Source organism: Streptomyces sp. NPDC032822, assembly GCF_055578825.1.
On record NZ_JBVIOL010000001.1, the window covers coordinates 817,982 to 842,213 of the forward strand.

Here is a 24,232-nt window from a genome sequence, read left to right on the forward strand (position 1 = left end):
ATTAAGCCGTCAGCAGTGCTTCGTACGGCCTTACGGGTACGCCTCCTACCGGACTCTTACCTTCCGCTCCGTCCGCGGTACCGCCCGCTACACCCGGAACGCCCCCGGGTGGGTCTGCTCCCGCACCGACACGAACTGCTGACGCACCGCCTGGCCCACCGCCAGCTCCTCGCCCGGATCCAGCACCTGCGCGGTCGCGCCCTGCCAGGCCGGCGGGGTGCGCGGGTCGAGGGCGCCCTGCGACACACCGAGCGCCCAGGCGGCCTGCCGGGCCGAACCGATCGCCGCGTAGTCCGCCGGCTGCGGTACGACGACCTGCGCACCGAACAGCGCGGGCGCCGCCGCCTGCACGGCCGACAGCTCGGCCGCCGCACCGAGCAGGAAGACCCGCCGCACCTCCACACCCCGGCCGCGCATCACGTCCAGCGCGTCCGCGAGCCCGCACAGCATGCCCTCGAACGCGGCCCGCGCCAGATGCTCCGGCCGCATCGACTCCCGTCTGAGCCCCGCCAGCGTTCCGGCGGTGTGCGGCAGGTTCGGGGTGCGCTCACCCTCCAGATAGGGGAGGAACACCAGCCCGTGCGCCCCGGGCGTCGACTTCATCGCCAGGTCGGACAGACTCTCCAGATCGGAGAGCCCGAGCATCTCGGCGGCGCCGCGCAGGGTCCGTACGGCGTTCAGCGTGGTCACGACCGGCAGGTGCATGCCGGTCGCGTCGGCCAGGGAGGTGATCATCCCGCTCTGGTCGACCAGCGCCTCGGGGTGCACCGCCATCACCGACCCGGACGCTCCCAGCGAGACGACCGCGTCGCCCAGGCCGAGCCCCAGCCCGAAGGCCGCGGCCATCGTCTCGCCGGTCCCCGCGGAGATCAGCAGCCCCTCCGGAGTCGTACCGGCCGCGTCGGAGGGCCCGATCACCTCGGGCAGCATGACCTGGTGGCCGAGCGCCAACTCGACCAGGTCGGGGCGGTAACCGCCGGTGGCGGCGGACCAGTACCCGGTGCCGGACGCCCCACCGCGATCGGTGGTCCGCCGCACCGGCCGCCCCAGGAGCTGCCACACCAGCCAGTCGTGGGCCTGCAACAGGACGGCCGTGCGCTGCGCCGCCTCGGGCTCGGTCTTGGCGAGCCAGCGCAGCTTGGTCACCGGCTGCGCCGCCTGCGGCACACAGCCCACCGCCTGCGCCCACGCCTCGCGCCCGCCGAGCGCGTCGATCAGGTCGGCCGCCGCGACCTGCGCCCGCTTGTCCCCGCCGACCATCGCCGGCCGCACCGTGTTGCCCTGGGAGTCCAGCGGCACCACCGCGTTCTGCTGCGCGGACACGCCGATGGCCTGCACCCCTTCGAGCAGCCCGCCGCCGGCGGCTTCACCGAGGGACAGCAGCCAGGCCTGTGGATCGACATCGGAAGGCCGCCCGCTGTCGGCGTTCTCCATCGGGTGCGGCGCATAGCCCTGCCGCAGCACGGCACCCGTGTCCGTGTCGCAGACGACGATACGAGTGAATTCGGGCGAACTGTCCAACCCGGCGACTATCCCCATGGCCAAAATTCTGCCGTACCGCGGGGGGTGACTGTGTCGGCTCGGGGGCCCCTGCCCGGATAAGGGCCCCCGGTGTGACGAAGTCCCCTAGGTATTGCTGGTACCCCAGTCGTCCTCGGTGGTGCCGTTCGCGTTGCGTTCCCGCAGCGACCGCACCCGGTCGGCCACCGAGTCGGGCACCCGGTCGCCCACCTTCTCGCTCACCGCGTGGAAGGCCTTGCCGGCGAACTGGCGGCCCTGCTGCGCGGCCGACTCCGCGGTGTTGCGGACGGCGGGGTTCTGCGCGACCTGCCGCGCGGACTTCTTCAACTGCTCGTAGCGCTCGCGTCCGGCCTTCGTGCCCAGCACGTAGCCCAGAGCGAGTCCGACGACGAACGTGAGCCGGTAGCGCATGACGGCCACCCTTCCCTCGTGTAGGTCTCCGGCGTGGCATCGGTGCCATGGGGGGAACCGATTGGCGGAGCACCCCCCTGCTTGCGCTAATGTATGTGTCGCAGCGAGCACACGCCCCCTGGCGAATACCCAGGTAGATGCGTTCGATGCAAACGAGGCGTTCCCCTGTAGCTCAATTGGCAGAGCAGCCGGCTGTTAACCGGCAGGTTACTGGTTCGAGTCCAGTCGGGGGAGCTTCGATCTTCCGTAGCTCAATTGGCAGAGCAGCCGGCTGTTAACCGGCAGGTTACTGGTTCGAGTCCAGTCGGGAGAGCGCACTGAACGAGGACCCCACCGGGGTCCTTTTTCATGTCAGGGGCCATCCGAGCGCATCCGGCGGCCGACGGGGACATCCAAGGACATCGGAGGGCATCCGGAGGGAACCGCGCAGGTCACAGCGGAGTCCTCAAGGGCATGCGAAGTCGACCATACGAAGCAGGAGATCGTATGAGCGGCTATGCTGCGGCAGACGGCGCGCACACGTGTACGCGACACGCCGCTATGGGGCGGTAGCTCAGCCGGTTAGAGCAGCGGACTCATAATCCGCCGGCCGTGGGTTCGAGTCCCACCCGCCCCACCTGTGCAGGCTTCCGGCCTGCGGAAACGTTCATCTTTTCGGGTGTCGGGGCGTCAACTGTGCCCGAACGGGCTGAATTCGCTGCTCTTGGGCGTGCAGCTGGGCAGTGCTCGGGGAGAGCTTCAGCCCCTCTGACCTGCTGCCGAGTAGACGATCGCGGTATCGCTCGCGGTCCGGGTGACTGCCTTGAGCGCGTCCTCCCAGGTGAAACCTTCGACAGGCCCGGCGCAGACCGGGATCCAGCCGTGCGGGACCCGGACGCACAGGCCGCACGCGCCGTCGGCACACTCCTGCACGGCGTGGGACCGGGCGGCTGAGCCGAAGCGAGGGAAGCCCGCTGCCTCGTGCCTCCCCAGCTGTCGCCGTCTCCACGGTGCGAGGGGAAGCGCGCCGAATTTCTCCACTCGGCAACCAGCTCTTCCCATCGGGACGAGCTGGCGGAGGAGTTGGACGCGCTCTGTGTGTTCTCGCCCGTTCCGAAGGATGCCTGGCGTTGGGTCGACACCGCCCAGTACGAACTGACCCAGCAAGGCCGGCATCGTGCGGCGGGACCGATCGGCCTGTTGGTCTGCGCGACCGCGGTCCATCACGGGCGCACCGTCCTCCACGTGGACAACGACTTCGTGACGGTGGCCGGAGTGCTCAAGGACCTTCACCAGCGTGACGTGCGCACCTGATCTCCTGGAGCCGGTTCGCCTCCGTCATCCTGTTGGCCCCTCAGTCATCGTCGCTGACGTCACTGTCCCAGGACCGTGAATCTGGTCCGTCCTCTGAGTGCAGCCGTCGCACCGTCCAGATCCGTGAGCCGTGCGGCCAGGGTGGCCTCCGCGAGCCGGGGTGCAGGGTCTCGATCTCGTCCGGGATCACCGAGGAGCCGTCGGGGATGCCCGCAGCCCTTCAGCGCGGTGAGCAGTGCGGTGTCTGGAGGAGGCCGAGCGCCGTGACATGGTCGGACGGGGCCCTCACAGCGTGCCGCCCGGGAGTGCGGGTACGGGCGGAGGGGGCCGGTGTGGGGGCGAGGGTTGTGGGGGCGGCAGGCTCGGGAGGGCGAGGAAGAGGGAACCGGAGCCTGTGAGGTCGACGAGGCGTTCCAGCGCCGGGCTCGGGTGGTGCAGCCGTAGGTATCCTCCGGCCTCGGTGCTGTGCAACAAGGCGTGGAGGAAAGTGTTCAGGCCGCTGCAGTCGCAGAAGGTCACATCGGTGACATCGACGTCGATGGCGCGGATGCCGTCGTGCAGGCACCGCTCCAGCGACGCGCGCACCAGGGGCGCCGAGTCCAGGTCGATCTCACCGGTCAGGGTGACCAGCGCCCGGTTGTCCGTGTCGTGCCGGGAGACGCTCAGGATGGGTGCGGTACGCATGGTCAGGGTGCCTCGGTTCACGAGACCGCGCCGGGCTCCCGGTACGGTCCTACTGACGTGCGGGCAGGTGGAGGGCCGGTCCGGCAGCCGGGAATCCGGGGCGTAGGACCCAGCCGGTCCCCTCGGGGATGCGCAGGGCGACGGGACGAATGATCCGCTCTCCGCAAGCAGGAGCGCCAAGCGATGGTGGCCCGCCGGGGTCTGGGACGTCCCTACGCAGCATAGCCCTGAGGCCGGTCCAGCGGTGGTCCGCAACCGGGGTACCAGGATGTTTACACGCGTTGATCGGGCGGCGTCGACGCTCTGCCGCCCCGGTGCGGGTGGGCGGCCACCGGCTGCCGTCGCCGATCGCAGATGAAACGCGGTCAGATGGGCAGTCGTCCCGTTGTGCCGTCGGCACCGCCGAAGGAGCCTCGCAGGCATCCGCCGCTGCCGCGGGGCCGGGCGATGCTCCCCGGAACTCCTTCAGACCTCGCGTCGACCCTGCTGTGAGCGGGACAAGTCCGGCCCTCACGACGATGGCTCTCGGGCTCCGGAACGATCAAGGGACATGGATGGCGAGTCGCAGAGACGAAGCGGAACGGGCGCCGAAGCGCAAGGTGTTAGACCTGACCGTGGTGCAGGTGGTGGCGAGCGCGCTCGCGACCGTGGTGGGCGCGGTGTTGGCGTCCCTGCTGGGGGTGACCGGGACGATCATCGGCGCCGCCGTGGTCAGCGCCAGCGCGACCACCGGCGCGGCGGTCTTCTCGCACGCTTTCCGGCGGACCGGCGAGGGGATCCGGGGCCGGGTGCCGCAGGTGGGGGTGGCGCAGGTGGGGGTGCCGAGGACGCCGGGGGAGGAGCGGGCGGAACACCGCGCGGACGCCCGGGCGGCGTTCGGTCCGCCGGTGGACTCTTCCGTCGCCGACGCGACACCGCCCTTCGCGCCCTCCACGGGAGAGTCGGTCACCACCTATCGGGGTGGCTCCGTCCGGAGGTCCATCGGCTGGAAGAAGTACGCCCTGGCGACGGGCCTGGTGTTCGCCCTGGCCATGGTCACGGTGACCGCGGTCGAGTTGATCATGGGCAAGCCGGTCGCGGCCGTGGTCAAGAACGAGCCGGGCAGGGGAACCTCGGTGGGCGGTGGCTCGGCCGGTACCTCTGGTCCCGCCGACCCCCGGACGCCCACCCCGACCGTGTCCGGCGGCGCGACATCGCAGCCGGAGGGCTCCGCCTCGCCGGACAGGAGTGTGGCACCGGACACCGGCGCCGGTCCCAGTTCCCCTCCCGGCTCCAGCTCCGCCTCCGAGGCTCCGGCGCCGTCCGCGCCGTCCAGCCGGGATGCTGTGAGCAGTGCGGATGCCACCGCTGACGAGCAGGGATGAGGCGGGGAAGGGTGCGCCCCGGGAAGACGACAGGTGGCGAGGCGGTCCGCTGTCCGGAACCTCTGGGCAGGACTACGCTGTGGAGTGAGGCCCCAGTCCCCGGTATCGCTGCTGAGCTGATTCCCGCTCCCGGGGAGGCCCGCCGTGTTCGTTCTGCTGTTGATCCTCGTCATGGTCCTGTTCGCCTCCGGCTTCCTCAGCCCCGTCTGGTGGATGGCCGCGGCCGTGGTGGTCTTCGGCGGAACGCACCACGGCCGCGGTGGCCCCGGGCGCGCTGACGCCGCGAGGACCCGTTGGGATCGCGTATATCGAAGGAGAAGCTCATGATTCACGCTGCCGATGTCCGTGAGTGGCGCGACCGGGATGTCGTGGACACGGAGTCGCACAAGATCGGTGTCCTTGAGGCGGTCTATGTGGACACCGTCACCGATGAGCCGGCCATGGCGACGGTGCGGATCGGTCTGCCCACCCGGCACCGGCTGGTGTTCGTTCCCCTTGAGGACGCGATCGTCGGACCGGGATACGTCAGGGTCGGTTACGTCAAGGCGCTGGTGAAGCAGGCTCCTTCGATCGGCACCGACGACGTGCTGCCCGCCGAACAGGAGGAGGCGATCTTCAAGCACTACGGCCTGCCCTACCAGCCCGGTGCGGCCGGTGAGCGGCAACTGGCGCGCCGCTGAACGTCGATGGAGCAACCCACCGTGTGGTGACGACTGTGATGGGGACTGTGTGGTGAGGGCCGGGCTGCCGACCGTCGTCTCGACCGACGAGGCGGCCCTGCTGGCCGAGATCTCCGAACTGCGCGCCGAGAAGGAGAAGTTGGGGCGGGCACTGGCGAGCCGTGCGGTGATCGACCAGGCGCGCGGCATGGTGATGGCCCTGGCGCCGTGTTCCGGCGCGAGGGCCCGGGATCTGCTGGTGGACGTGTCGCAGCACTGCCACGTCAAGCTCCGGGACGTGGCCGCGGCCCTGGTCGCCACGACGGCCGGCACGACGATCGCCACCTCGGCCACCACAGCGAAGGACGAGGCGCTTCCGGAGGAGGTGCGGCGGGAGCTGCGCCGAGCGCTGCGGCTTCTTCGTGCGGCGGACCGGGGGTGACGGGGAGTGCCCGTCGAGGAGTTCCCAGAGGGGGCTGCGGGTGCGGGTGCGCGGGGCGGGTGTTGGGCTCGTACCGTCCCGTCTGGCGGGGAGGAAGAGCGGGGAGCGGTACGCCGGTCTGGTCGGCGGGGATCACGAGGTGACCCACTTCCCGCCGGTTCCGGTGCGACCGCTGTCGGGGAACGCGGCGATGCGCTCGTCGTGCCGGTGGTTGACCAGGTGGACCGGGAACGTGCCCGGAGCGATCATCGCCATGAGCGCGAACACGGTCACGAAGGTCTCCACGGCTCTCACATCCGCTGGGCCGGATTCGGAGGAGCGGCTGAGGCCGACGGGACGCCGAGCACCGGAGCGGTGACGGCGGGGATCCGCCCACGTGAGGGTGGGCCGCCGACCGCGTGGCCTCCCTCGGAGTCCCAGACCGCCTCCAGGGCCCGGTCGGTCTCCGCCACCGTGCGCAGCCGCGCCGCCTCCGCCATCAACTGGCTCGCGGTGGACGTGCGCAGGGGGTCGCTCGCGGCGGCCATCAGCCAGGCGGCCGAGAGGGGAGTGGTCCCCGGAGGGATCACCAGCAGGTCCCAGCGGCCCACGCGGTAGGAGAGGAGCAACATCTGGTGCGGGTCCTGCTGGGCCATGAACGAGCCCACCTTCACGACATGCCGTCCGACGGCCACCCTGCGCGGGACGGTCGGCCATTGCACGGGATTCACCGTGACCCTGGTGATCCGCCCCCACAACGGATCGAGTACGGCTGTCAGCGCGGGAAGTTCCGCCCCGAGGTCGCGGGAGCGGGGCCACCAGGCGCCGTCCAGCAGAGCGGGTGCGGAACCGCTGGGGGCCAGCGACATCCGCAGCGGGGGAGGGGAGGGCTGGTCTTCGAGAGTCGGCGCGTACGAAACGGTCGCAGTCATGATGCGAACCCTGCTCCGGACGGTTGGCACCGGCCCGGCGTAGTCGATCGCCGAAAACGACACGAGCATGGAGGCCGGTGCGCGAAATACTCTCGGTAACCCCAGGGTACTCCTCCGGCAGGGGGACGGACCGGGTCCAGGCCGGTATCGACGCCCCCCCACACGGTCGTACGCATCCGGCTCGACAGCCCGACAGCCCGACGTCACGGACCCGGCCCCGGATCCGGTTTCACGGCCTCCGTGATTCCGGCCCGGGCCGCTTCGAGCTGGGCGGCGAACGCGATGCCGAGGAACAGGGAAACTCCGGTCAGGTTGGCCCACAGCAACAGGGCGATGAAGGCCGTCAGCGGTCCGTACAGGGCACCGAAGGACCCGCTCTCGGCGACGTAGAGCGCCAGCAGCCAGGTCGCGGTGATCCACAGCACCAGGTGGACCGCCGAGCCGAACGCCAGCCAGGTGTAGCCCGGTTGGTCCCTGCGGGGCGCCCAGCGGAAGATCACCGCGGAGCCGACCCAGGCGAGCACCACGCCCAGCGGCACCTGGAGCGGCCCCCACCAGTCGAGCCCGGAGCGGGGCCAACCGAGGGCCTGCACCACCGCGTTCCCGACGGCGTCCCCCGCGGCCAGCACCAGGAACCCGAGGACCATCGGCATGCCCGCGGCCACCGCGAGAAGCAGGGACCGCCCGTACTTGGCGAGGAAGGGCCGGTCGCGCTCTATCCCGTAGATACGGTTGGCGCCCCGCTCGACCTGGGCCATCGCCGAGGCGAGGTTGAGTACGGCGAAGGCCAGGCCCAGCCACATGGCGACGGCGCTCCAGACGCCCGAACCGGCGCTGCGTTCGGTGCCCTCCAGGGCGTCCTCGACCAGCCGCGCGCTGGCGCCCGGCACGATGTCGCCGAGGGTGAGTTCGATGATCCGGCTCACGCTCTCCGTGTGCACCGTGGTGGCCACGCCGACCAGGGCGATGGTGAACGGCACCATGCCCAGCACCACTTGGAACGCGAGGGAGCGGGAACTGGTGAAGCCGTCGGCGTAGCGGAACCGGACGAACGCGTCGAGGAGGAGTCGGCGGCCTCCGTAGTGCCTCAGCGCGGTGAGCGCCTCGTCTCCGGAGAGCTCCTCCCCGATCATGTCCCGTGTCTGCGGGACATGCGCTGCGGTTCCCATCGAGAGCGTCTCTTCCTGTCGTGCTGCGTACGGTGCGGGCGCCGCCGGTGTCATGGGCGGCGGGCCCCGAGCTTTCGCGGATGATCAGGCCGGTGCCGGTGCCGGTGCCGGTGCCGGTGGTCGGTGGTCGTTCTCCAGATGGCCGCGCAGGAGTTCGAAGGTGTCGCGGTCGGGGCCCTGGAGGTCCATGCGGGAGGGGGTGACGAACTCCGCGCGCGGAGCGTCGTCGAAGCCTACGACGCCGGCCTCTCCCGGCACCGCGCGCCCGGCACGGCGCGGGGCGCGCGGTACGCCGAGGGCCAGGTCGTCGTTCCCGCACAGGAGCGCCGTGACGTCCGGGGCGCGGGCGAGTTGCCGGCCCTCTTCGCAGCCGGTCCGGGCGTCCTGGCCCAGACCGCCGCGGGAGCGCGCTCGCCGAGTGGGCGGCCCGCTCCTCGCGGATCGGTGTCCCCGCCGGTGGAAGGGCACCGGCGCCGGATGGTCAGCGGCCGGCGGCCTTGAGTACGGCTTCCAGTTGGCGGAGCGGCTCGGGGCCGGCGATGCGCAGGACGACCGTGTCCGCTCCGGCAGCCGCCAGTTCGTCGAGCTGTCCGGCGGCCTCGGCGGGTGTGCCGGAGACGGTGAACACCTCCTCCTGGGGGCGGCCGAGCCACCCGGCCTGGCCCTCGGTGTTCGGGTGCAGGAGCCGTGCCACCTCGTCGGAGTCCTCGCCGACACAGCAGAACGCCAGCACCGTCAGGGTGTGGTCGGCGTTGGCTCCGCCCTTGGCGGTCAGCGTCTGGATGTTCTCCAGGTCGCGCGGTCCGTGGCCCTCGGCGACCAGCGTGCCGTCCGCGACCCGGCCGGAGAGCTCCAGTGAGCGCGGGCGGACCACCCCCGCGACCAGCGGCGGCGGTTCGGCGGGCGGATGCACGAGCTGGATGCCGTCCAGCCGTACCTCCCGGCCCTCCAGGTCGATGCGCTCCCCGCGCAGCAGCGCGCGTACGGCGGTGATCGTCTCCTCCAGCAGGGCCAGCGGCGAGCGCGGGGCGACGCCTACCGAGGCCATCCACTCGCGTACGCCATGCCCGATCCCGGCCACGAGCCGTTCGGGGAACACCCGGGCCAGCGTGGCCAGTTCCATCGCGAGCAGCGCCGGGCTGCGCAACGGGGCGGGCGCGATGCCGATACCCACCCGGAGGTGTTCCGTCGCGCCCAGGGCCACGGCCGCCGCCGACACCCCGCCGTTCCAGCCGAGGTCCTCGACCACCCACAAATCGTCCGCGCCGAGCGCCTCGGCCTGCCGTGCGAACCCGGGCAACCCCTCCGGGGCCCAGTCGCGGTCGTACATCACACCGATCCGAAGGTTCGTCATGCGTCGGAACCTATGCTCCGTCCGAGGAGCGGATCAATGCCGGGGTGGAGCGGGGCGGGGCGGCGGACGGTTCGTTAGGGGGCGTGGGCGCGGGCATGGGCGTAGGTCTGAGGTTGGGCACGAGCCTCGGGGTGGGCATGGCCTCGGGGTGGACGTGGGCCCAGGGGCGGCTCGTTACCGCTCCTGCTCCCGCCCCCGTCGCCCCACCGCCGTGCGCAGCGCGGTACGCACCTCCGCCGGCGGGGCCGGGCCGTCGGTGCTCGCGCTGGCGGTGACCGCCGCGGCGACCGAGTGGAGCTTGGTGTTGGAGAGCTGGGAGACCTCTCGGAGGATGGTCCAGGCCTCGTCGGAGGTGCAGGCGTGGGTGGCCATCAGGATGCCGCGTGCCTGGTCGATCACGGGTCGGGAGACGATCGCCCGGCGGAGCTGGTCGACCTCCTCCTGGAGTTGCCGCAGTTGCTCGGCGCGTTCCCGGGCGACGGCGGAGGAGGCGGCCGGGGGGTGGGGTCCGGGGGCGGAGGTGTCGTCCCCGGCACTCGGGGGGTCGGTGGTGTGCCGGCCGGCCAGTTCCAGGAGCCGGCGCGGCTGGCCGTCCCAGTTCAGGGTCACGACCGGTATGCCGTGCCGGTGGCCGTAGTCGTCGAGGGTCTCCAGGAACTGCAGCCCGGCGGTGTCCATGAAGATCACGCCGGTCATGTCCAGTTCCACCCGGCCGGTACCGTCCGGCAGTTCCGCCAGCGTCCTGGCCAGGACGTCCGCCGATCCGTGAACGAGCTCCCCGCGCGGGGTGAGCACCGCTCGGTCCGCCTCCGTACGCCTCTCGATCACCAGGGCTTTCAGCCGCCCCGCGAGGGGTGAGTGTGCCGCTGAGGTCATGTCCCCGCCTTGTAGTCCCCGACAGTCTTCATGACGTTGCGTGCCCCCGTCCGCCGGGCCGGTACCGTGGGGCGCGGCGGCGCTGACTGAGCACCTGCCCGCCGTACGACGTACTACACACCGTCTTCACGACTGTCGGAAACGGTGCGGGGTATGTGCGGTCTCGTTCGTGGAATGGGGGGACGGTGTGGGCATCCGGTACCTGACACCTTTTGGGACCGCCGACGCGGTGCCGGAACTGACGGTGTCCCCGCTCGGCACACGCAGTGGGCTGCGCGTGTCGGGGGAGGTCGTCCTGGCGACGCACGACGTGTGGAGACGGGCGCTGGAACAGGCCGTGCGGGACGACGAGGACGTCTACCACCTGGAGCTGTCCTCCGTGACCTTCGTCGATGTCGCCGGTGCCGGTGAACTCGCCGCCGTCGCCCAACAACTGGACGAAGGAAGGCGGATCGTGCTGAACCAGCCGCCGCGCGCCCTGCGACGCGTGCTGGAGATGTTCTGGCCCGACCTTCCGGCGATCGAGGTGTCGATGTCATGAGTGCCACGGCCGAACTCTCCGAACCGTTCGTCCACCCCGCCCTCTTCTACGGTGACGAGCAGGAGTACGTGGCGGGCACGGTGTCCTTCGTGCGCGCCGGGCTCGCCGCCGGTGACCCGGTGGCGGTCGCCGTGCCCGGCGAGAACCTCGGGCTCATCCGGGACGGCCTCGGAGCCGACGCCGACGCCGTACGGCTCCTCGACATGCGGGAGGCCGGGCGTAACCCCGGCCGGATCATCCCCGGCGTGCTGCGCGCCTTCACGGACACCCAGCCGCCCGGCCGTCGGGTACGCATCATCGGCGAGCCGATCTGGGCGGGCCGGTCGGAGACCGAGTACCCCGCCTGCGTCCAGCACGAGGCGCTGATCAACGCGGCCTTCCGGGGCCGCGCGGTCAGCATCCTCTGTCCCTACGACGTCCGGAGCCTGGCCCCGCAGGTCATCGCCGACGCGTACGCCACCCACCCCACCGTGATCCACGCAGGCTCCGGTCCGGAACGGGACAGCGGGGAGTACGCCCCCGACACCATCGTCGCCCGCTACAACGAACCGCTGCCGCCGCTCACCGACGTGCCGTCCTTCACCTTCGACGCGGACTCGCTCTCCCAGACCCGGCACATCGCCACCGGCCTGGCCGCCCGCCTCGGCCTCACCGGCGTCCGCCTCCAGGACCTCGCCCTCGTCACCGCCGAACTCACCACCAACAGCGTGATCCACGGCGGCGGTTCGGGCACCCTGCGGATCTGGGCCGACGACACCCACGTGCTCTGCGAGGTCCACGACAAGGGCCACCTCACCGACCCCCTCGCGGGCCGCTACCCCGCGACCCGCGACCAACGAGGCGGCCGGGGACTGCTGATGGTCAACATCGTGGCGGATCTGGTGCGGGTGCACACGGGGGTGGAGGGGACGACCGTGCGGTGCTGGTTCGCTCGGTGAGCGCCTGAGCGCTATGAGCGCTGATGGAGGAAGACCGCGCCTATGTCCCGTCCGCGCTGCCTGAGTTCGGCGATCTCTTCCTGACGCCAGGAGCAGTCGAAGCGGAGGTCCGCCTCGCGTGCGTGCCGTAGGGCTGTGTCGCAGGCTTGTTCAAAGGCGGCCAGGCGCGGAACGATCTCGGCGGGGAGGCGGGCGTCCTCGGGGCGGGGGAGGGACTGGGGTCTGCGGTAGTACCTGTCGTCCACGGGACGCATGCCAGCCGCGTGGCGGACACCTGCCAGCTCCAGATTGGCGAGGCAGCGGTACCAGCCGTACCGCATCCAGGGCGTTGAGTCCGGCATGAACGTTTCGTGGGCCAGCCGTAATCGGACCAGGTGACCGGGGTGTGCCGGATCGTCCTCGTCCGGGTCGAGAAGCAGCGCGTAGATCGCGTAGGCCGTCGCGAAGACGCGGCTTTCCGGCCGTTGTGGAGCGGCCAGTGCGTCGATCTGCCTCGACGCGGACCGTGCGGCTGGGACGTTGTTGTCGAAGAAAGCCAGGTCGGCCTGGCACGCCGCCATGAACAAGCTCTTGTAGAAGCAGTCCTCCAAGGGGGCGACCTGAGCCATCCAGCGCTGTGCCTCGTTCCGGTGGTCGAGCATCAGACACGCCCGAAGTGCGCTGAACGCCATGTTCCGGGACCAGATTTGAGGGCCGGTTCCCTCTCGGTGGGCCCAGGCCCGTTCCAGGGTTTCGAGCGCAGTCGCCCAGTTCCCCCTGAGGGAGAGGAGAGTGGCCCTTGTGTACGTGGTGTTGCTCCCCTCCTCACCCCAGGCACTCACGGCGAGGGTCGCGAGGTGTTCGACAAGCTCATCGATATCGGCGACCTCTGTTTCACGTGCCAGGGCCCAGTCGACGAACAGGTTCTGTAACCAGTAGCGCTCCTTTTCATCGCCTACGAACCTGGGTTGATGCACAGCCTCAAGCAGCAGATGGAGACCCCGATCGGGTTCCGAGGTGTGTGACCAACTGCTCGCAGCACCCCGTAACGCCCTGAAGGCCTTCCAGCCCCACTCGCGCTCCACAGCCAGGTCGCGAGCCTGCTCGAAGAGCAGCGCCGCGGTCCACGCCTCGCCCATGTCCGCGGCCTCTTTCGCCCGCCGGATCAGGCCGTCGTAGTCCTTCTCCATCACGCCGAAGCCACCCGCCGGACCTCCTCCTGGACCTTCTCGACGATGTACGGAGCCAGGCTCTGGAACTTCTGTCCCAGCAGCCTCCCCACCACCTCGACCTCAGCGGTCAACCAGTCCTGCGCGGTCGAGTACCGGCCGGACAACTCTGCGAGGACCGTTCGCGACAGGACGACCGGGGCGATCAGCTGCGCCAGGCGCTCCGGCGGGATGTAGATCGCGTGGTCTCTGCCCTGGAGGAGTTCCTGGATGACCTTGGACATGCGCATCTTGGAGTGCAGGTACTCCCCGAGTGCCGGGTTGCCGGGCTCGTACGAGATGTAGAGCAGCCCTTGGAGGTCGGCGGGCAGGGCCGTCCCGTTCGCGGGGGCGTCCTCGCGCAGGAGGACGACCGGGCGGTCGCGGCGGTCGCTGAAGGCGGCGCCCAGTTCGAACATCACGTTGGGGTTGGCGTCGGTGATCTCGGCGATGAAACCGTCCGCGCCGTCCATGAGGATCTGGAGGTTGTCGAGGAGACGGTGGTCCTCCTGCTGGTCGCGGGCGACGACCAGCCGGCACCCCCACCGCTGTTCCACGGCCTCGCGACAGGCTTCGACCAGAGGTTCGTAGCGGTCGGTGAACGGTGTGATCATGAAGAAGGTGCGGAGGCCGGTCCGGCTGTCCGCGACGGCGCGATGACGGCCCTGGGCGGCCTGCAGCCGCTCGTCCAGCACCTTGCACCGGGTCTCCAGTTCCAGGGCTTCGAGGCTGCGCACCATCAACTGCTGCAACTGGTCGTGGAACGTGCTCGCCGCGTGGGCGGTGATCAGCTGGCCGTTGGCGAGCACCGCGCTGTGGTACAGCGCCAGCATGAGCCGCTGGACCTCGCGGTGGGAGCCGTCCTGGTGCGAGGCGAGCCGCTGGACGAGGGGGTTGAGGGCGTTGATGGTGAGCCACTGGCCGGTGCCGCGTGTCATCCGGGCGACCGCTTCCGCCATCTCCCGGATGTTGGCCGACGCGTTCGGGTCGAGGAGTACCTCCTCCGCCTTGATCTGGGCCTTGGCCCGGGAGTCCGCCCGGAGCACCACCGCGATCTCCGGCGGCTCGAACTCGCGGGCTTCGGTGCGGATGCTCTGGTTGTCGGGGGTGCGCAGGACCGCGCTCATCCGCTCCGCGAGCTTCTGGACGGCCGTACCGTCCTCCCCGGCGGTCTGCCGGAAGATGGCGTCGCCGGACGGGGCGTCCTCGCGGTCCATGTGGACCAGTCGGAGGGAGACGCCGGGCAACCTCGTGTAGGCGTCGAGGAGTTCGGGCTCGAAGACGAAACTGGCGTCGACCACCGTGGTCCCGGCCGCGTTGGCGATCTTGAAGTACTGGCGGGAGGCGTCCATTCCGCTGACGCACTGCAACGTCTTGGGTCCGCCCGGCGGGTCGGGGAGGCGCTCCAGGATCTCCGGCAGGGTGCGCAGCGCGATGCCGGGGCCGATCTCGCCCAAGGGGTCGATGACGGCGTCGTTGCCGGGCTCGTCGGGGAGCCTGTTGGTCCGCCACAGCAGCAGGTCGGCGAACTTGGCGAAGAACTCGTCGTAGTAGTAGCTGGCCGCGGCGAAGTTCATCCGGTGGTAGCGGGCGATGTCCGCGAACCGGTCCCGCTGATTGTCGCGGAGGCGTTCCAGGTGCTCGATGACCAGATTGCCGAGGGCGTCGCGCAGGGCCGCCCACCCGTCGTCGCGCAGGAAGTTGTCCCGGGCCGCGGTCGGCGTGAGATCCGGGGTGTTGATCACTCCGTTGATGAAGCGGGCCCACTGCGGCAGGATGTCCTGCTGGTTCTCGCAGAGGAACATGCGCCGCTGGAACAGCCGGATCGTGCGCGGCTGGTCGACCGTGTGGTAGCGGTCGCGGGTGATGTACAGGACCCCGTCCGCCTGTACCGGGCCACGGAGTTGGACGGGGATGACTTCGAGCACCTGATCGTTGAGGACGCGCTCCACGTAGTAGCGCAGGTCGTAGCTGAGCTCCTCCGGGGTGAGGCCGGCCCGCTCCCACGGCATGTGCATGGTGTTCTCGGGCTCGTTCGAGCCGTTGAGATGGATCGGGACGGTGAGCATGTCCGCGTAGTGGCGGATCAGCTTGCGGACCTCCGCCTCCTGGATCATCCCGCGGTCCTCGGCGCCGGCCAGGGTGACCGTCACCGTGGTGCCCGCCGAGGGGACCTCGTACTCCGTCAGGCGGTACTCCGCGCTGCCCGCGTTCTCCCAGAGCCAGCCCGTCTTCTCGCCCACCGTGCGGGTCGTCACCCGCACGGTGGAGGCCACCACGAAGGCGGACAGGAAGCCGATGCCGAACTGGCCTATGAGCGTGTCGTCGTGCTCGCGCTCCTCCCGCGTCAGGCTTCTGCCGATGTTCGCCAGATAGCCGATCAGGTCGTCGCGGTCCATGCCGATCCCGGTGTCCCGGACCGTGATCGTCAGGTCCTGGGGCCGGGTCTCCACGTCGATCCGGCCGACCACTCCGTCCTGGTCGGCCCGCCTGCGGATGCCGTCGTGGGCGTTCTGGATGAGTTCGCGGATGAACACCTTCTTCTCGCTGTAGAGGTGGTTCGCGATCATCTGGATGAGACCTTCGAAATCGAAGGACATCTCAGGCATGGTCGACCTCCCCGCTTCCCCCGGGCCGGCACGAGCGATAGTGATGCCGGTCACACTATGTGCGTATAAGGAGGGTAGCGTCGAGAACGGGTCCCGCACGGTCGGTGGCGCCAAATCCCTGGAGGATCACCGTCCCTGACTGATCATCACGAACGGCCGGCGGTCATCGCGGTCTCCGCACGGCGTGAGCCTTCCCCCTCAATCGCCTGGTCCCGCCGACCTCTTGGGTCCGCTCAGCAGGGCGACCGCCAAGTCACCGTGGTGCCGGAGGAGTTGTCCCCGGTTCCCTCTCCGTCGTCGAACACCGTCAGTTCCACCCCGTCCCGTCCGTCCGGCAGTGTCGTCGTGCTGTCGACGGTGATGTCGACGCGGGTGACGGCGGGGCGGTGGGAGGCGGTGGTGAGGGCGCGGCGGAGGGTGGTGAGGAGGTGGGTGGCGACGTCGTCGGGGATGCGGTTGTCGACGGGGCCCAGGAAGTGGGTGGAGGGTTTGACACCGAGGAGGGCGGTGGCGGCCGCGGTCTCCCGGAGGACCTTGCCGCGGAAGGTGGTCGGGGCGTCGGCGGGGGGTTGCTGGAGGTCGAAGATCGTCGTACGGACCTCCTGGATCGTCGACTGGAGTGCGTCGACCGCTCGGCCGAGGGTCTCGTGGACGTCGGGCTCCGGGCAGCGGCGCTGGGTGGACTCCAGCATCATGCCGGTGGCGAAGAGGCGTTGGACCACGAGGTCGTGCAGGTCGCGGGCGATGCGGTCGCGGTCCTCGTAGACCGCGAGGCGTTCGCGGCGGTGGCGGGTGTCCGCGAGGACCAGGGCGAGGGCGGCCTGGGAGGCGAACTGGGTGGCCAGGAGCCGTTCGTCGGCGGTGTAGGGGCGGTCGCCGCGGTGGCGGGGGAGGGCGAGGGTGCCGATGAGGCGGCCGTCGGCCTGGAGGGGCAGCATCATGCTCGGGCCGAACCGGTGCCGCACGGGGGTCGTCATCCGGGGGTCGGTCGCCGAGTCGTCGATGAACACCGGTTCCCCGCCGAGGAGTTGTTCGAGGACCGGGCTGCCGGGCGCGATGGTCGTGCCGACGATGTCGCCCGGATCGCCGTACGTCGACGCGGTCACGATCTCCATGCCGCCGGCCTCGGTGGGCTGGAGGATGACGCCCGCCGACGCGTCGGCGAGGAGGCGGGCCCGTTCGGCGACCGTCAGCAGCGCGTCGGCGGCGCTCTCTCCGGTGAGCAGGGCGGTGGTCACGGCCGCCGCGCCCTCGATCCAGCGCTCGCGCTGCCGGGCCGCCTCGTACAGCCGGGCGTTGCCGATCGCGATGCCGGCCTGGGCGGCGAGCATGTGCAGCAGGTGCTCGTCCTCGGTGGTGAAGGGGGTGCCGTGCCGCTTGTCGGCCAGGTGGAGGGTGCCGAAGACCTCGCCGTCCACGGGGATCGGCACGCTGAGGGAGCCGGCCGAGCAGGGCACGGCTCCCGTCGTACGGATCTCGGTGAGCCCGTCCTGGCCGGGGTCCGTGGTGCCGAGCGCCGCGTGGCGGGCGTCGGTCAGCTCGGCGGCGCTGTCCACGATGTGCTGGAGGGTGGCGCGCAGTTCGAGGTCGGTGCCGACGCCGAGGACGGCTTCGAGGAGGGGCGGGAGGTGGGGGAGGGGATCACTCATGCCGGACGCTCGTACGGGGCGCTCGCGCCGGGACGTCAGGTGGCCAGCGGGTCCAGGACCAGCGGCTCGATCTTGCCCTCCAGCATGTAGCCGAGGCCCTGGGCGGCACACACGTCCGGCCGTTCCGCGATGTGCACCGGCATGCCCGTCGCGTGCCGCAGCATCTGGTCGAAGCCGGGCAGCAGGGCGCTGCCGCCGACCATCATGATCCCGCGGTCGGCGAGGTCGGCCACCAGGTCGGGCGGGCAGTTGCGCAGCACCCGGCCGATGCCGTCCAGTACGGCGGTCAGAGGGGTCTCGATCGCGTCCCGTACGGCGGCGGTGTCGACCTGGACACTGCGGGCGAGGCCGGTGGCGACGTCCCGTCCGTGGATCTCGGTGGAGGCCGGGCCCTGCGGGGTGAGGCCGTTGCCGGACAGGGCGAGCTGCAGGGGCCGTACGGACTGGCTGGGCAGCATCAGCTCGTGTTCGTGGCGTAGGTGCTGCACGATCGCGTGGTCCACGGCCTCGCCGCCGACCGGGATGCGCTCCGCGGTGACGATCGAGCCGAGGGAGAGCACGGCGACCTGGGTGGCGGCGGCCCCGCACACCATGATCATGGTGGCTTCGGGCCGCTCGACGGGAAGCCCGCAGCCCACGGCCGCGGCGATGAGGGTGTCGACCAGCTCCACGCGGCGCGCCCCGAGCCCGACGAGCGTCTCGATCGCCGCCCGCTGGGCCAGCGGGTCGGCGTCGTGCGGGGTGCAGGCGGCGGCGCGCAGCCGGGGCTTGCGGCGCAGCGCGCGGCGGACCTTGTCGCCGAGCAGATGGCGCAGCATGCGCTGGGCCATCTCGATGTCGACGACGGTGCCGCCGGAGACCGGCCTGACGACGCGGATGTAGTCGGGGGTGCGGCCCGTCATCTTCTCCGCGAACTCGCCGACCGCGATCAGCGCGCCGGTGCGGGTGTTCACGGCGGCGGCGGACGGCTGGTCGACGACCAGCCCGGCCCCCTTCACGTACACCCGCGTCCGCGCCGCCCCCAGGTCGACGGCGAAGTGGCAGCGGCGCAGCTGCTCCAGACTGGCGGTCATGGCAGGTCCTCCCGAGAGCACAGACCGTGGGCCGCCGGGTGGTGGCCTCACTAGGCATCGTGCGGGGGCGGGGGAGGGGGCGCGTCTTGTGGTGGGCCGGGTGGGGTGCGGCTGAACGGGTTTTTTGTCTGTTATGTCTGATGTAATCAAAATGTAAAGGTTGGGTCGTCCGTTCGTACGACGCCCAGGTCGGCCAAGTCCTGCGGCCGGATGCGGAGCTGATCCGCCGTCGCCTCGACCTCCCCCGGCGGTCGCTTCAGGATCGCCGCCGCGAGTTCGGGGGCGATGACCGAGAAGTAGCTGTCCGGCGCGGCCCAGGTACGGCCGGGGGCCGCGAGGGCGAGGGCGCCGCCCGAGCCGCCCTCGCCGATCAGGAGGGTGGTGATCGGCGTACGGGCGGCGGCCACCGCGCCGAACGCGTCCGCGACGGCCGCGCCCACGCCCTCCCGTTCGGCCTGAGCGTCGTTGGCCGCGCCGGGGGTGTCCACCAGGGTGAGCACCGGAATACCGAGCCGGTCGGCGAGGCGGATCAGCCGGGCGGCGGTGCGGTAACCGGCGGGGCGGGTCGCCGTACCGGTCTGGGCGGCGTACGCGACCGTACGGCCCTCCCGTGCGTCGAGACCGAAGCCGCACAGCATGCCCTCAGGGTCGGTGCCGCCGCAGCGGTCGCCGTTGATCGCGACCCGGTGGGTGAAGTACGCGTCCAAGTAGCTGTCCGCACGCGGGCGTCGTGGGCCCCGGGCGCGCCGGACCGCCGCCCAGCCGGTAACCGGGAGGTCCGTCGCGCCGAGGGGCGGCGGCACCGGCGCGGGCTCGGCCGAGGGCGCCGTGAGCAGACGCAGCCACCGGCCCAGCGTCCGCCGCAGCTCCTGCGGCGCCACGACCGCGTCGGCCGCGCCCGCCGCCACCTGCGCCTCGGCCGTGTACGCCGCCGGGTCCGCGTCCGCCGGCCGGACCCGGGAACCCGCGAAGCCGACCTGCGCGCCGGGCAGCGCGAGGACGACGTCGGCGCCCGCGCCCAGCGTGGCCCAGCCGCCGCCCGTCGTCGGATCCCGCAGGACCGCGATCTGCGGCAGCCCCGCCTCCCTGATGAGCGCCGACTGCCTTGCCACGCGCTGCAGTTGGGTGAGGGCGAGCATGCCCTCCTGCATCCGGCTGCCCCCGGTCGCGATCAACGGCACCACCGGCAGCCGGTGTTCACGCGCATACGTGTACGCCGCCTCCAGCCGGTCCCCGGTCCGCTCGCCCAGTGAGCCGCCCAGGAAGCCGAACTCGAAGGCGATCAGCACCGCCCGCGTCCCCCCCACCCGCCCGGTGCCGCAGACGACGGACTCCCGCTCCCCGGTGCGCTCGGCGGCGCGGGCCCGCGAGGCGTCGTAACCCTGCCAGCCGAGCGGGCCATCGGGTGCGGACTCCCTTTCCACATAAGGGAGTTCGGTGAAGTCGTCGGTGACGGCGGCGAGGGTCTCCCGGGCGTTCGCGCGGTCAGTCACGGGCCAGCGCCCGCTTCATGATCTTCCCCATGTCGTTGCGGGGCAGGCCCCCGAGGTAGTGGACGACACGCGGTCGCTTGTGCGGGGCGAGCCGGCTCGCCACATGGTCGGCCAACTCCTGTGCCGTCGGCGGCGACTGGGGATCCGAGGGCACGATCCACGCCACGATCCGCTCACCCAGGTCCGGGTCCGGCTCGCCGGTGACCGCGGCCTCCCGTACCCCCGGATACTCCAGGAGCGCGTTCTCGATCTCGCCCGCTCCGATCTTGTAACCCCCGCTCTTGATCAGGTCGGTGGCCTTGCGGCCGACGATCCGGACATAGCCGTCGGGGTCGCGCACGGCCATGTCCCCGGTGCGGAACCAGCCGTCGGCGGTGAAGGCGTCGGCCGTGGCGTCCGGCCGGTTGAGGTACTCGGTGAACAGGTTCGGGCCGCGCACCTGGATCTCGCCCACGGTCTCGCCGTCGTACGCCGTGATCGGCGCCCCGTCCTCCTCCACGAGCCGCAGTCCGACCCCCGGCAGCGGAACGCCGACGGTGCCCGCGCGCGGCTCGCCGTCCGTCCGCACACTCGGCCGGGGGTCCGGGGGTGCCCACCGGGACGAGCACAGCATGAGCGTCTCCGTCATGCCGTACCGCTCGATCACCCGGCGGCCGGTGGCGGCCGTGATGCGCTCGTGGTCGTGCACCGGCAGGGCGGCGGAGCCGGAGACGAGGAGCCGGGCCCGGCCCAGCGCCTTCGCCAACTCCGGTTCGTCGGGCAGGGCCTGGGCGATGCGGTGGTACATCGTCGGGACGCCGAACAGCATGGTCGCGCCGGCGTTCAGCTCACGCGCCACCCCGTCCGTGTCGAACCGGCCCAGATGGCGGACCGATCCGCCCCGCCGCAGCGGGCCGAGGACGCCCAGGACCAGGCCGTGCACATGGAACAGCGGCAGCCCGTGCACCAGCACGTCCTCGCCGGTCCACTGCCAGGCGTCCGCGAGCGCGTCCAGGGTGCTGGTGATCGCCCGGCGGGGGAGGACGGCACCCTTGGGCGGGCCGGTGGTGCCCGAGGTGTAGACGACGAGGGCGGGGTCCTCCTCGGAGGGATCCGGGGAAGATGCCTGCGAGGGGGAGGCGGCGGAGGGAGAGGTCACGGCGGGAGAGGCGGCCTGTGCGTCGACGTCGATGTCGATGTCGACCCGCTCCAAGTCCGCCAGCGAGGAGGGGAGTTCGTCTCCCGGGGCGGCCAGTACCAGGGTCGGCGCGCTGTCCGTCAGGATGTGCGCGAGCTCCTTCTCCCCGGACTTCGGATTCAGCGGTACGGCGGCGACCCCGGCCTCCAGCGCCGCGACCACCGCGACGGCGGTCTCCAGCGCCGGGGTCGCCCAGACGGCCACCCGGCCCGCTCCGCCGATCCGCGCCGCGAGGGCGGCGGAGGCGGCGCCCAGGTCGCCGTAGGTCAGGGACCGGTCGCCGAACCGCAGGGCGGGCCGGTCCGCCGGGCCGTCGGTCAGGGCCGGGAAGAGAGAGGTCACGCGTCGTACTCCTTAACTGTCACCGACTGTCGCTGTCTGCCGTGCGCTGGCCGTCGTGTGCTCTGTGCCGGGTGCTTTGTGCCGTGCGCAGTGCCTACCCCCAGCCCGGCACGACCATCACCAGCCACGCCACCGCGGGTACCACCGCCACCACGATCCCCCCGTAGACCATCAACTGCCGGAAGAAACGCTCGCGGTCGACGTCCGGTGCCGCGGCCAGCACCAGCGCGCCGTTCGTCGAGAACGGGCTCACGTCCACCACCGTCGCCGACACCGCGAGCGCCGCCACCATGCCGACCGCCCCGATCTCGCCCTGCGCGAGGAACGGCACGGCCAGCGGGATCAGCGCGCCCATGATCCCCACGGAGGAGGCGAACGCCGACACGATCGCGCCGATGTAGCAGAGCAGCACGGCGGCCAGCAGCGGGACGCCGATCCCGCTGACGCCCTCGCCGGCCCAGGTGATGGTGCCCATCTCGTCCAGCACACCGACGTACGTCAGGACACCGCAGATCAGCAGCACCGTCGACCAGGCGATCTGCCCGACCGCCTTGCGGCTGTCGTCCGGCCACGCGGTGCTCAGCAGCACGGCGAGGGTGATCGCGGTCAGACCGGCGTCGAGGTCGAAGGCGAGCACCGCCACCACGAGGGCGACCAGGGCGGCGAGGGTGGCGGTCCGGGCGGGGGTGAGGCGGGCGGGGTCGGGTTCGGTCCCGGTGACGGTGGCGGTGAGCGTCCCGGAAGGGCTGGTGCCGGTGCCGGTGTCCGCGCGGGTGCGCGTGCCCGCGCCGCCCTCCGGCAGGTCCTTGCCCCCGGCGCCGGTGTCCGGCGGCTCCTCGTCCCCGGTGCTCCCCTCCGGCGTGAGGGCCCCTTGCCGCCACAGCTTCAGCCCGCCGAACAGCACGAACATCACGCCTGCGATGACCAGGTTGGTGAACAGGGACGCGAGGAAGAGGGCGATCTCGTTGCCCGGGAGGTTCTCGCGCTCGACGATGCCGTTGACGATCGTGCCGTAGATGCTGATCGGCGAGAAGCCGCCGCCCTGGGCGCCGTGCACGACCATCGCGCCCATCAGCAGCGGACTGATCCCGTACCGGGAGGCGAAACTCAGGGCGATCGGCGCCACGATGGCGACCGCGGCCGGGCTGACCGCGCCGATCGCGGTGAGCGCGCCGGTGAGGAAGAACATCACCCAGGGGATCAGCGCCACCCGCCCCCTGACCAGCCGGATCGAGGCGTGTACCAGCCAGTCGGTGGTGCCGTTGGCCCGTGCGATGGCGAAGAGGTAGGTGACGCCGACGAGCACGACGAACAGGTCGCCGGGGAAACCGGCGAAGATGCCGTCCGCGTCGAGGTCGGCGACGAGTTCACCGACCACGAAGGCGGCGGCGAAGGCCAGTGCGCCCATGTTCACGGAGCGGGTCGTGGCGATGACGAACACCACGACGAGCACGAGGATCGAGAGGAGTTCGGGGGACATACGGGCTCCCGTGGCTGTGAGGGAGTGGCCGAGTGGCTGAGCCACCTGTGCCGGAGGTAGGTCGACAGGCTGGTCAGCGTGGGCGCGGCCGGGCCGTCCGTCAAGGGGTCCCGCACGAATTGGCTCAGCCACTCGGCCGCCTCGACGCCCGGTGTTACGCTCCCGACGAGAGGGGGGAGCCTGTGACCGACGCCCTGCGCCCCATGACGAAACAGCGCCTGTACGAGCAGGTGCTCGACCGGCTGCGCCAGTACGTCACCGAGGGCCGTCTCACGTCCGGCGACCGGCTGCCGCCCGAGCGCGATCTCGCCCAGCGGCTCGGGGTCAGCCGGGCCTCCGTCAAGCAGGCGATCGTGGTCCTGGAGGTCCAGGGGCTGGTCGAGGTGCGGCACGGCGGCGGCACCTACCTGGTCCGCGACAGCCTCGACGTCGAACCCGTCGAGCGGATGGTCGAACGCCGCCGGCGCCTCCCCGACGTCCTGGACGCCCGGGAGGCCCTGGAGACGAAACTCGCCGAACTGGCCGCCGAGCGCCGCACGGAGGACGACCTCGCGGCGATGCGGGCGGCGCTCGCCCACATGGCCGAGGAGATCGAGGCGGGCGGGCACGGGGTCGAGGGCGACCGGCTCTTCCACGCGGCGGTCACCGCGGCCGCCCACAGCGGCCTGCTCGCCGAGTTCATGCGCTCCATCGCCGACCAGATCGCCGAGAGCCGCACCGAGTCCCTGCGCCAGCCCCACCGCCCCGCCCGCTCCCTGGCCCAGCATCAGGCGATCCTCGACGCCATCGCCGCGGAGCAGCCGAAACAGGCGGCCACCGCGATGCGCCGCCACGTCCGAACGGTGGCGAAGGTCCGGCTGCTGGACTGGGAGCCGGAGGAGGACCGCTAGGCCGACCGGGCCGAAGCCCTCCGTCTCCACCACGTCCGCCACCAGACAGCGCACGTCGTCCGGGCCGCCCGCCGTGTTCGCCGCGGTGACCAGGTTGTGTACGGCCTCGTCGGGTGCCGCCACCGATGCCCGGGCCGCACCGAAGGGGAAGATCGAGCGGGGGGCCGTG

At 71.4% G+C, this 24,232-nt stretch carries 23 protein-coding genes and 3 tRNA genes; 10 read left to right on the forward strand and 16 right to left on the reverse strand.

Annotated features, from left to right (window positions below; genetic code table 11):
- Positions 1-87: 87 nt before the first annotated feature.
- Complete coding sequence (locus tag ACZ5VD_RS03805; protein ID WP_468550840.1) at positions 88-1,539, reverse strand: xylulokinase; 1,452 nt, start codon at positions 1,537-1,539, stop codon at positions 88-90.
- 87 nt (positions 1,540-1,626) lie between these two features.
- On the reverse strand, positions 1,627-1,932 hold the full coding sequence (locus ACZ5VD_RS03810; protein ID WP_468550839.1) for a YtxH domain-containing protein: 306 nt from the start codon (positions 1,930-1,932) through the stop codon (positions 1,627-1,629).
- Positions 1,933-2,093: 161 nt separating this feature from the next.
- On the opposite strand from ACZ5VD_RS03810, the gene ACZ5VD_RS03815 reads away from it, so the two are divergent.
- The 4 genes from ACZ5VD_RS03815 (at position 2,094) to ACZ5VD_RS03830 (ending at position 3,225) form a co-directional block, all read left to right on the forward strand.
- Positions 2,094-2,166: transfer RNA gene (locus ACZ5VD_RS03815), tRNA-Asn, on the forward strand.
- Between the two features lie 6 nt (positions 2,167-2,172).
- Positions 2,173-2,245 (forward strand) — tRNA-Asn (locus ACZ5VD_RS03820).
- A gap of 229 nt (positions 2,246-2,474) precedes the next feature.
- Positions 2,475-2,548 (forward strand) — tRNA-Ile (locus ACZ5VD_RS03825).
- Between the two features lie 344 nt (positions 2,549-2,892).
- Positions 2,893-3,225 carry a PIN domain-containing protein gene (locus ACZ5VD_RS03830; RefSeq protein WP_468680519.1) on the forward strand — a complete coding sequence of 111 codons (333 nt, stop codon included), beginning with the start codon at positions 2,893-2,895 and terminating at the stop codon, positions 3,223-3,225.
- A 285-nt stretch (positions 3,226-3,510) separates the two neighbouring features.
- Here ACZ5VD_RS03830 and ACZ5VD_RS03835 read toward each other — a convergent pair whose 3' ends face one another.
- Complete coding sequence (locus ACZ5VD_RS03835; RefSeq protein ID WP_468680521.1) at positions 3,511-3,909, reverse strand: STAS domain-containing protein; 399 nt, start codon at positions 3,907-3,909, stop codon at positions 3,511-3,513.
- Between the two features lie 554 nt (positions 3,910-4,463).
- Between ACZ5VD_RS03835 and ACZ5VD_RS03840 the strand changes: the two genes are divergently transcribed.
- From ACZ5VD_RS03840 to ACZ5VD_RS03850, 3 genes are all read left to right on the forward strand, one after another.
- Positions 4,464-5,273, forward strand: coding sequence for a hypothetical protein (locus ACZ5VD_RS03840; protein ID WP_468680523.1), 810 nt, complete (start codon positions 4,464-4,466; stop codon positions 5,271-5,273).
- 323 nt (positions 5,274-5,596) lie between these two features.
- The gene (locus tag ACZ5VD_RS03845) at positions 5,597-5,953 is read left to right on the forward strand and encodes a PRC-barrel domain-containing protein (RefSeq protein ID WP_468550834.1); all 357 of its coding nucleotides are present in this window, start codon (positions 5,597-5,599) and stop codon (positions 5,951-5,953) included.
- Positions 5,954-6,002: 49 nt separating this feature from the next.
- The gene (locus ACZ5VD_RS03850) at positions 6,003-6,374 is read left to right on the forward strand and encodes an ANTAR domain-containing protein (protein WP_468680525.1); all 372 of its coding nucleotides are present in this window, start codon (positions 6,003-6,005) and stop codon (positions 6,372-6,374) included.
- Positions 6,375-6,506: 132 nt separating this feature from the next.
- Here ACZ5VD_RS03850 and ACZ5VD_RS03855 read toward each other — a convergent pair whose 3' ends face one another.
- The 6 genes from ACZ5VD_RS03855 to ACZ5VD_RS03880 all read right to left on the reverse strand — a co-directional run bounded on the left by ACZ5VD_RS03855 (position 6,507) and on the right by ACZ5VD_RS03880 (position 10,684).
- Positions 6,507-6,659: a hypothetical protein gene (locus ACZ5VD_RS03855; RefSeq protein WP_468550832.1), complete on the reverse strand. Its 153-nt coding sequence runs from the start codon at positions 6,657-6,659 to the stop codon at positions 6,507-6,509.
- Positions 6,660-6,664: 5 nt separating this feature from the next.
- A complete protein-coding gene (locus ACZ5VD_RS03860) occupies positions 6,665-7,285 on the reverse strand; it encodes a DUF5994 family protein (RefSeq protein ID WP_468680527.1) in 621 nt (206 codons plus the stop codon).
- Between the two features lie 203 nt (positions 7,286-7,488).
- Entirely contained in the window at positions 7,489-8,454 is a 966-nt protein-coding gene (locus tag ACZ5VD_RS03865; RefSeq protein WP_468550830.1) for a YihY/virulence factor BrkB family protein, read from the reverse strand.
- Positions 8,455-8,538: 84 nt separating this feature from the next.
- Positions 8,539-8,922, reverse strand: a complete 384-nt coding sequence (locus ACZ5VD_RS03870) for a substrate-binding domain-containing protein (RefSeq protein WP_468680529.1) — start codon at positions 8,920-8,922, stop codon at positions 8,539-8,541.
- A gap of 13 nt (positions 8,923-8,935) precedes the next feature.
- Positions 8,936-9,808: an LLM class flavin-dependent oxidoreductase gene (locus ACZ5VD_RS03875; RefSeq protein WP_468680532.1), complete on the reverse strand. Its 873-nt coding sequence runs from the start codon at positions 9,806-9,808 to the stop codon at positions 8,936-8,938.
- A gap of 174 nt (positions 9,809-9,982) precedes the next feature.
- Positions 9,983-10,684, reverse strand: a complete 702-nt coding sequence (locus ACZ5VD_RS03880; RefSeq protein ID WP_468680534.1) for an ANTAR domain-containing protein — start codon at positions 10,682-10,684, stop codon at positions 9,983-9,985.
- A 229-nt stretch (positions 10,685-10,913) separates the two neighbouring features.
- Here ACZ5VD_RS03880 and ACZ5VD_RS03885 point away from each other — a divergent pair, with 229 nt between their 5' ends.
- Positions 10,914-11,225 (forward strand): STAS domain-containing protein, encoded by a 312-nt coding sequence (locus ACZ5VD_RS03885; RefSeq protein ID WP_468550827.1) that lies wholly within the window; start codon positions 10,914-10,916, stop codon positions 11,223-11,225.
- Positions 11,222-12,163: an anti-sigma factor RsbA family regulatory protein gene (locus ACZ5VD_RS03890; RefSeq protein ID WP_468550826.1), complete on the forward strand. Its 942-nt coding sequence runs from the start codon at positions 11,222-11,224 to the stop codon at positions 12,161-12,163. The genes ACZ5VD_RS03885 and ACZ5VD_RS03890 overlap by 4 nt, the downstream gene beginning before the upstream one ends.
- An 11-nt stretch (positions 12,164-12,174) precedes the next feature.
- Here the strand turns inward: ACZ5VD_RS03890 and ACZ5VD_RS03895 are convergent, their stop codons facing one another.
- The 7 genes from ACZ5VD_RS03895 to ACZ5VD_RS03925 all read right to left on the reverse strand — a co-directional run bounded on the left by ACZ5VD_RS03895 (position 12,175) and on the right by ACZ5VD_RS03925 (position 23,173).
- Positions 12,175-13,332, reverse strand: a complete 1,158-nt coding sequence (locus ACZ5VD_RS03895) for a hypothetical protein (RefSeq protein ID WP_468680536.1) — start codon at positions 13,330-13,332, stop codon at positions 12,175-12,177.
- On the reverse strand, positions 13,332-15,959 hold the full coding sequence (locus ACZ5VD_RS03900; protein ID WP_468680537.1) for an ATP-binding protein: 2,628 nt from the start codon (positions 15,957-15,959) through the stop codon (positions 13,332-13,334). The genes ACZ5VD_RS03895 and ACZ5VD_RS03900 overlap by 1 nt, the downstream gene beginning before the upstream one ends.
- A gap of 233 nt (positions 15,960-16,192) precedes the next feature.
- On the reverse strand, positions 16,193-17,608 hold the full coding sequence (locus ACZ5VD_RS03905; protein WP_468680539.1) for a GAF domain-containing sensor histidine kinase: 1,416 nt from the start codon (positions 17,606-17,608) through the stop codon (positions 16,193-16,195).
- A gap of 35 nt (positions 17,609-17,643) precedes the next feature.
- Positions 17,644-18,681, reverse strand: a complete 1,038-nt coding sequence (locus ACZ5VD_RS03910; RefSeq protein WP_266439931.1) for a rod shape-determining protein — start codon at positions 18,679-18,681, stop codon at positions 17,644-17,646.
- A 146-nt stretch (positions 18,682-18,827) separates the two neighbouring features.
- Entirely contained in the window at positions 18,828-20,174 is a 1,347-nt protein-coding gene (locus ACZ5VD_RS03915; protein ID WP_468680541.1) for a carboxyl transferase domain-containing protein, read from the reverse strand.
- Positions 20,167-21,693, reverse strand: a complete 1,527-nt coding sequence (locus ACZ5VD_RS03920) for an acyl-CoA synthetase (RefSeq protein WP_468680543.1) — start codon at positions 21,691-21,693, stop codon at positions 20,167-20,169. Before ACZ5VD_RS03920 ends, ACZ5VD_RS03915 begins: the two co-directional genes overlap by 8 nt.
- A 94-nt stretch (positions 21,694-21,787) precedes the next feature.
- A complete protein-coding gene (locus ACZ5VD_RS03925; RefSeq protein ID WP_468680545.1) occupies positions 21,788-23,173 on the reverse strand; it encodes an SLC13 family permease in 1,386 nt (461 codons plus the stop codon).
- Positions 23,174-23,355: 182 nt separating this feature from the next.
- Between ACZ5VD_RS03925 and ACZ5VD_RS03930 the strand changes: the two genes are divergently transcribed.
- On the forward strand, positions 23,356-24,063 hold the full coding sequence (locus tag ACZ5VD_RS03930) for a FadR/GntR family transcriptional regulator (RefSeq protein WP_468550819.1): 708 nt from the start codon (positions 23,356-23,358) through the stop codon (positions 24,061-24,063).
- Positions 24,064-24,232 lie beyond the last annotated feature (169 nt).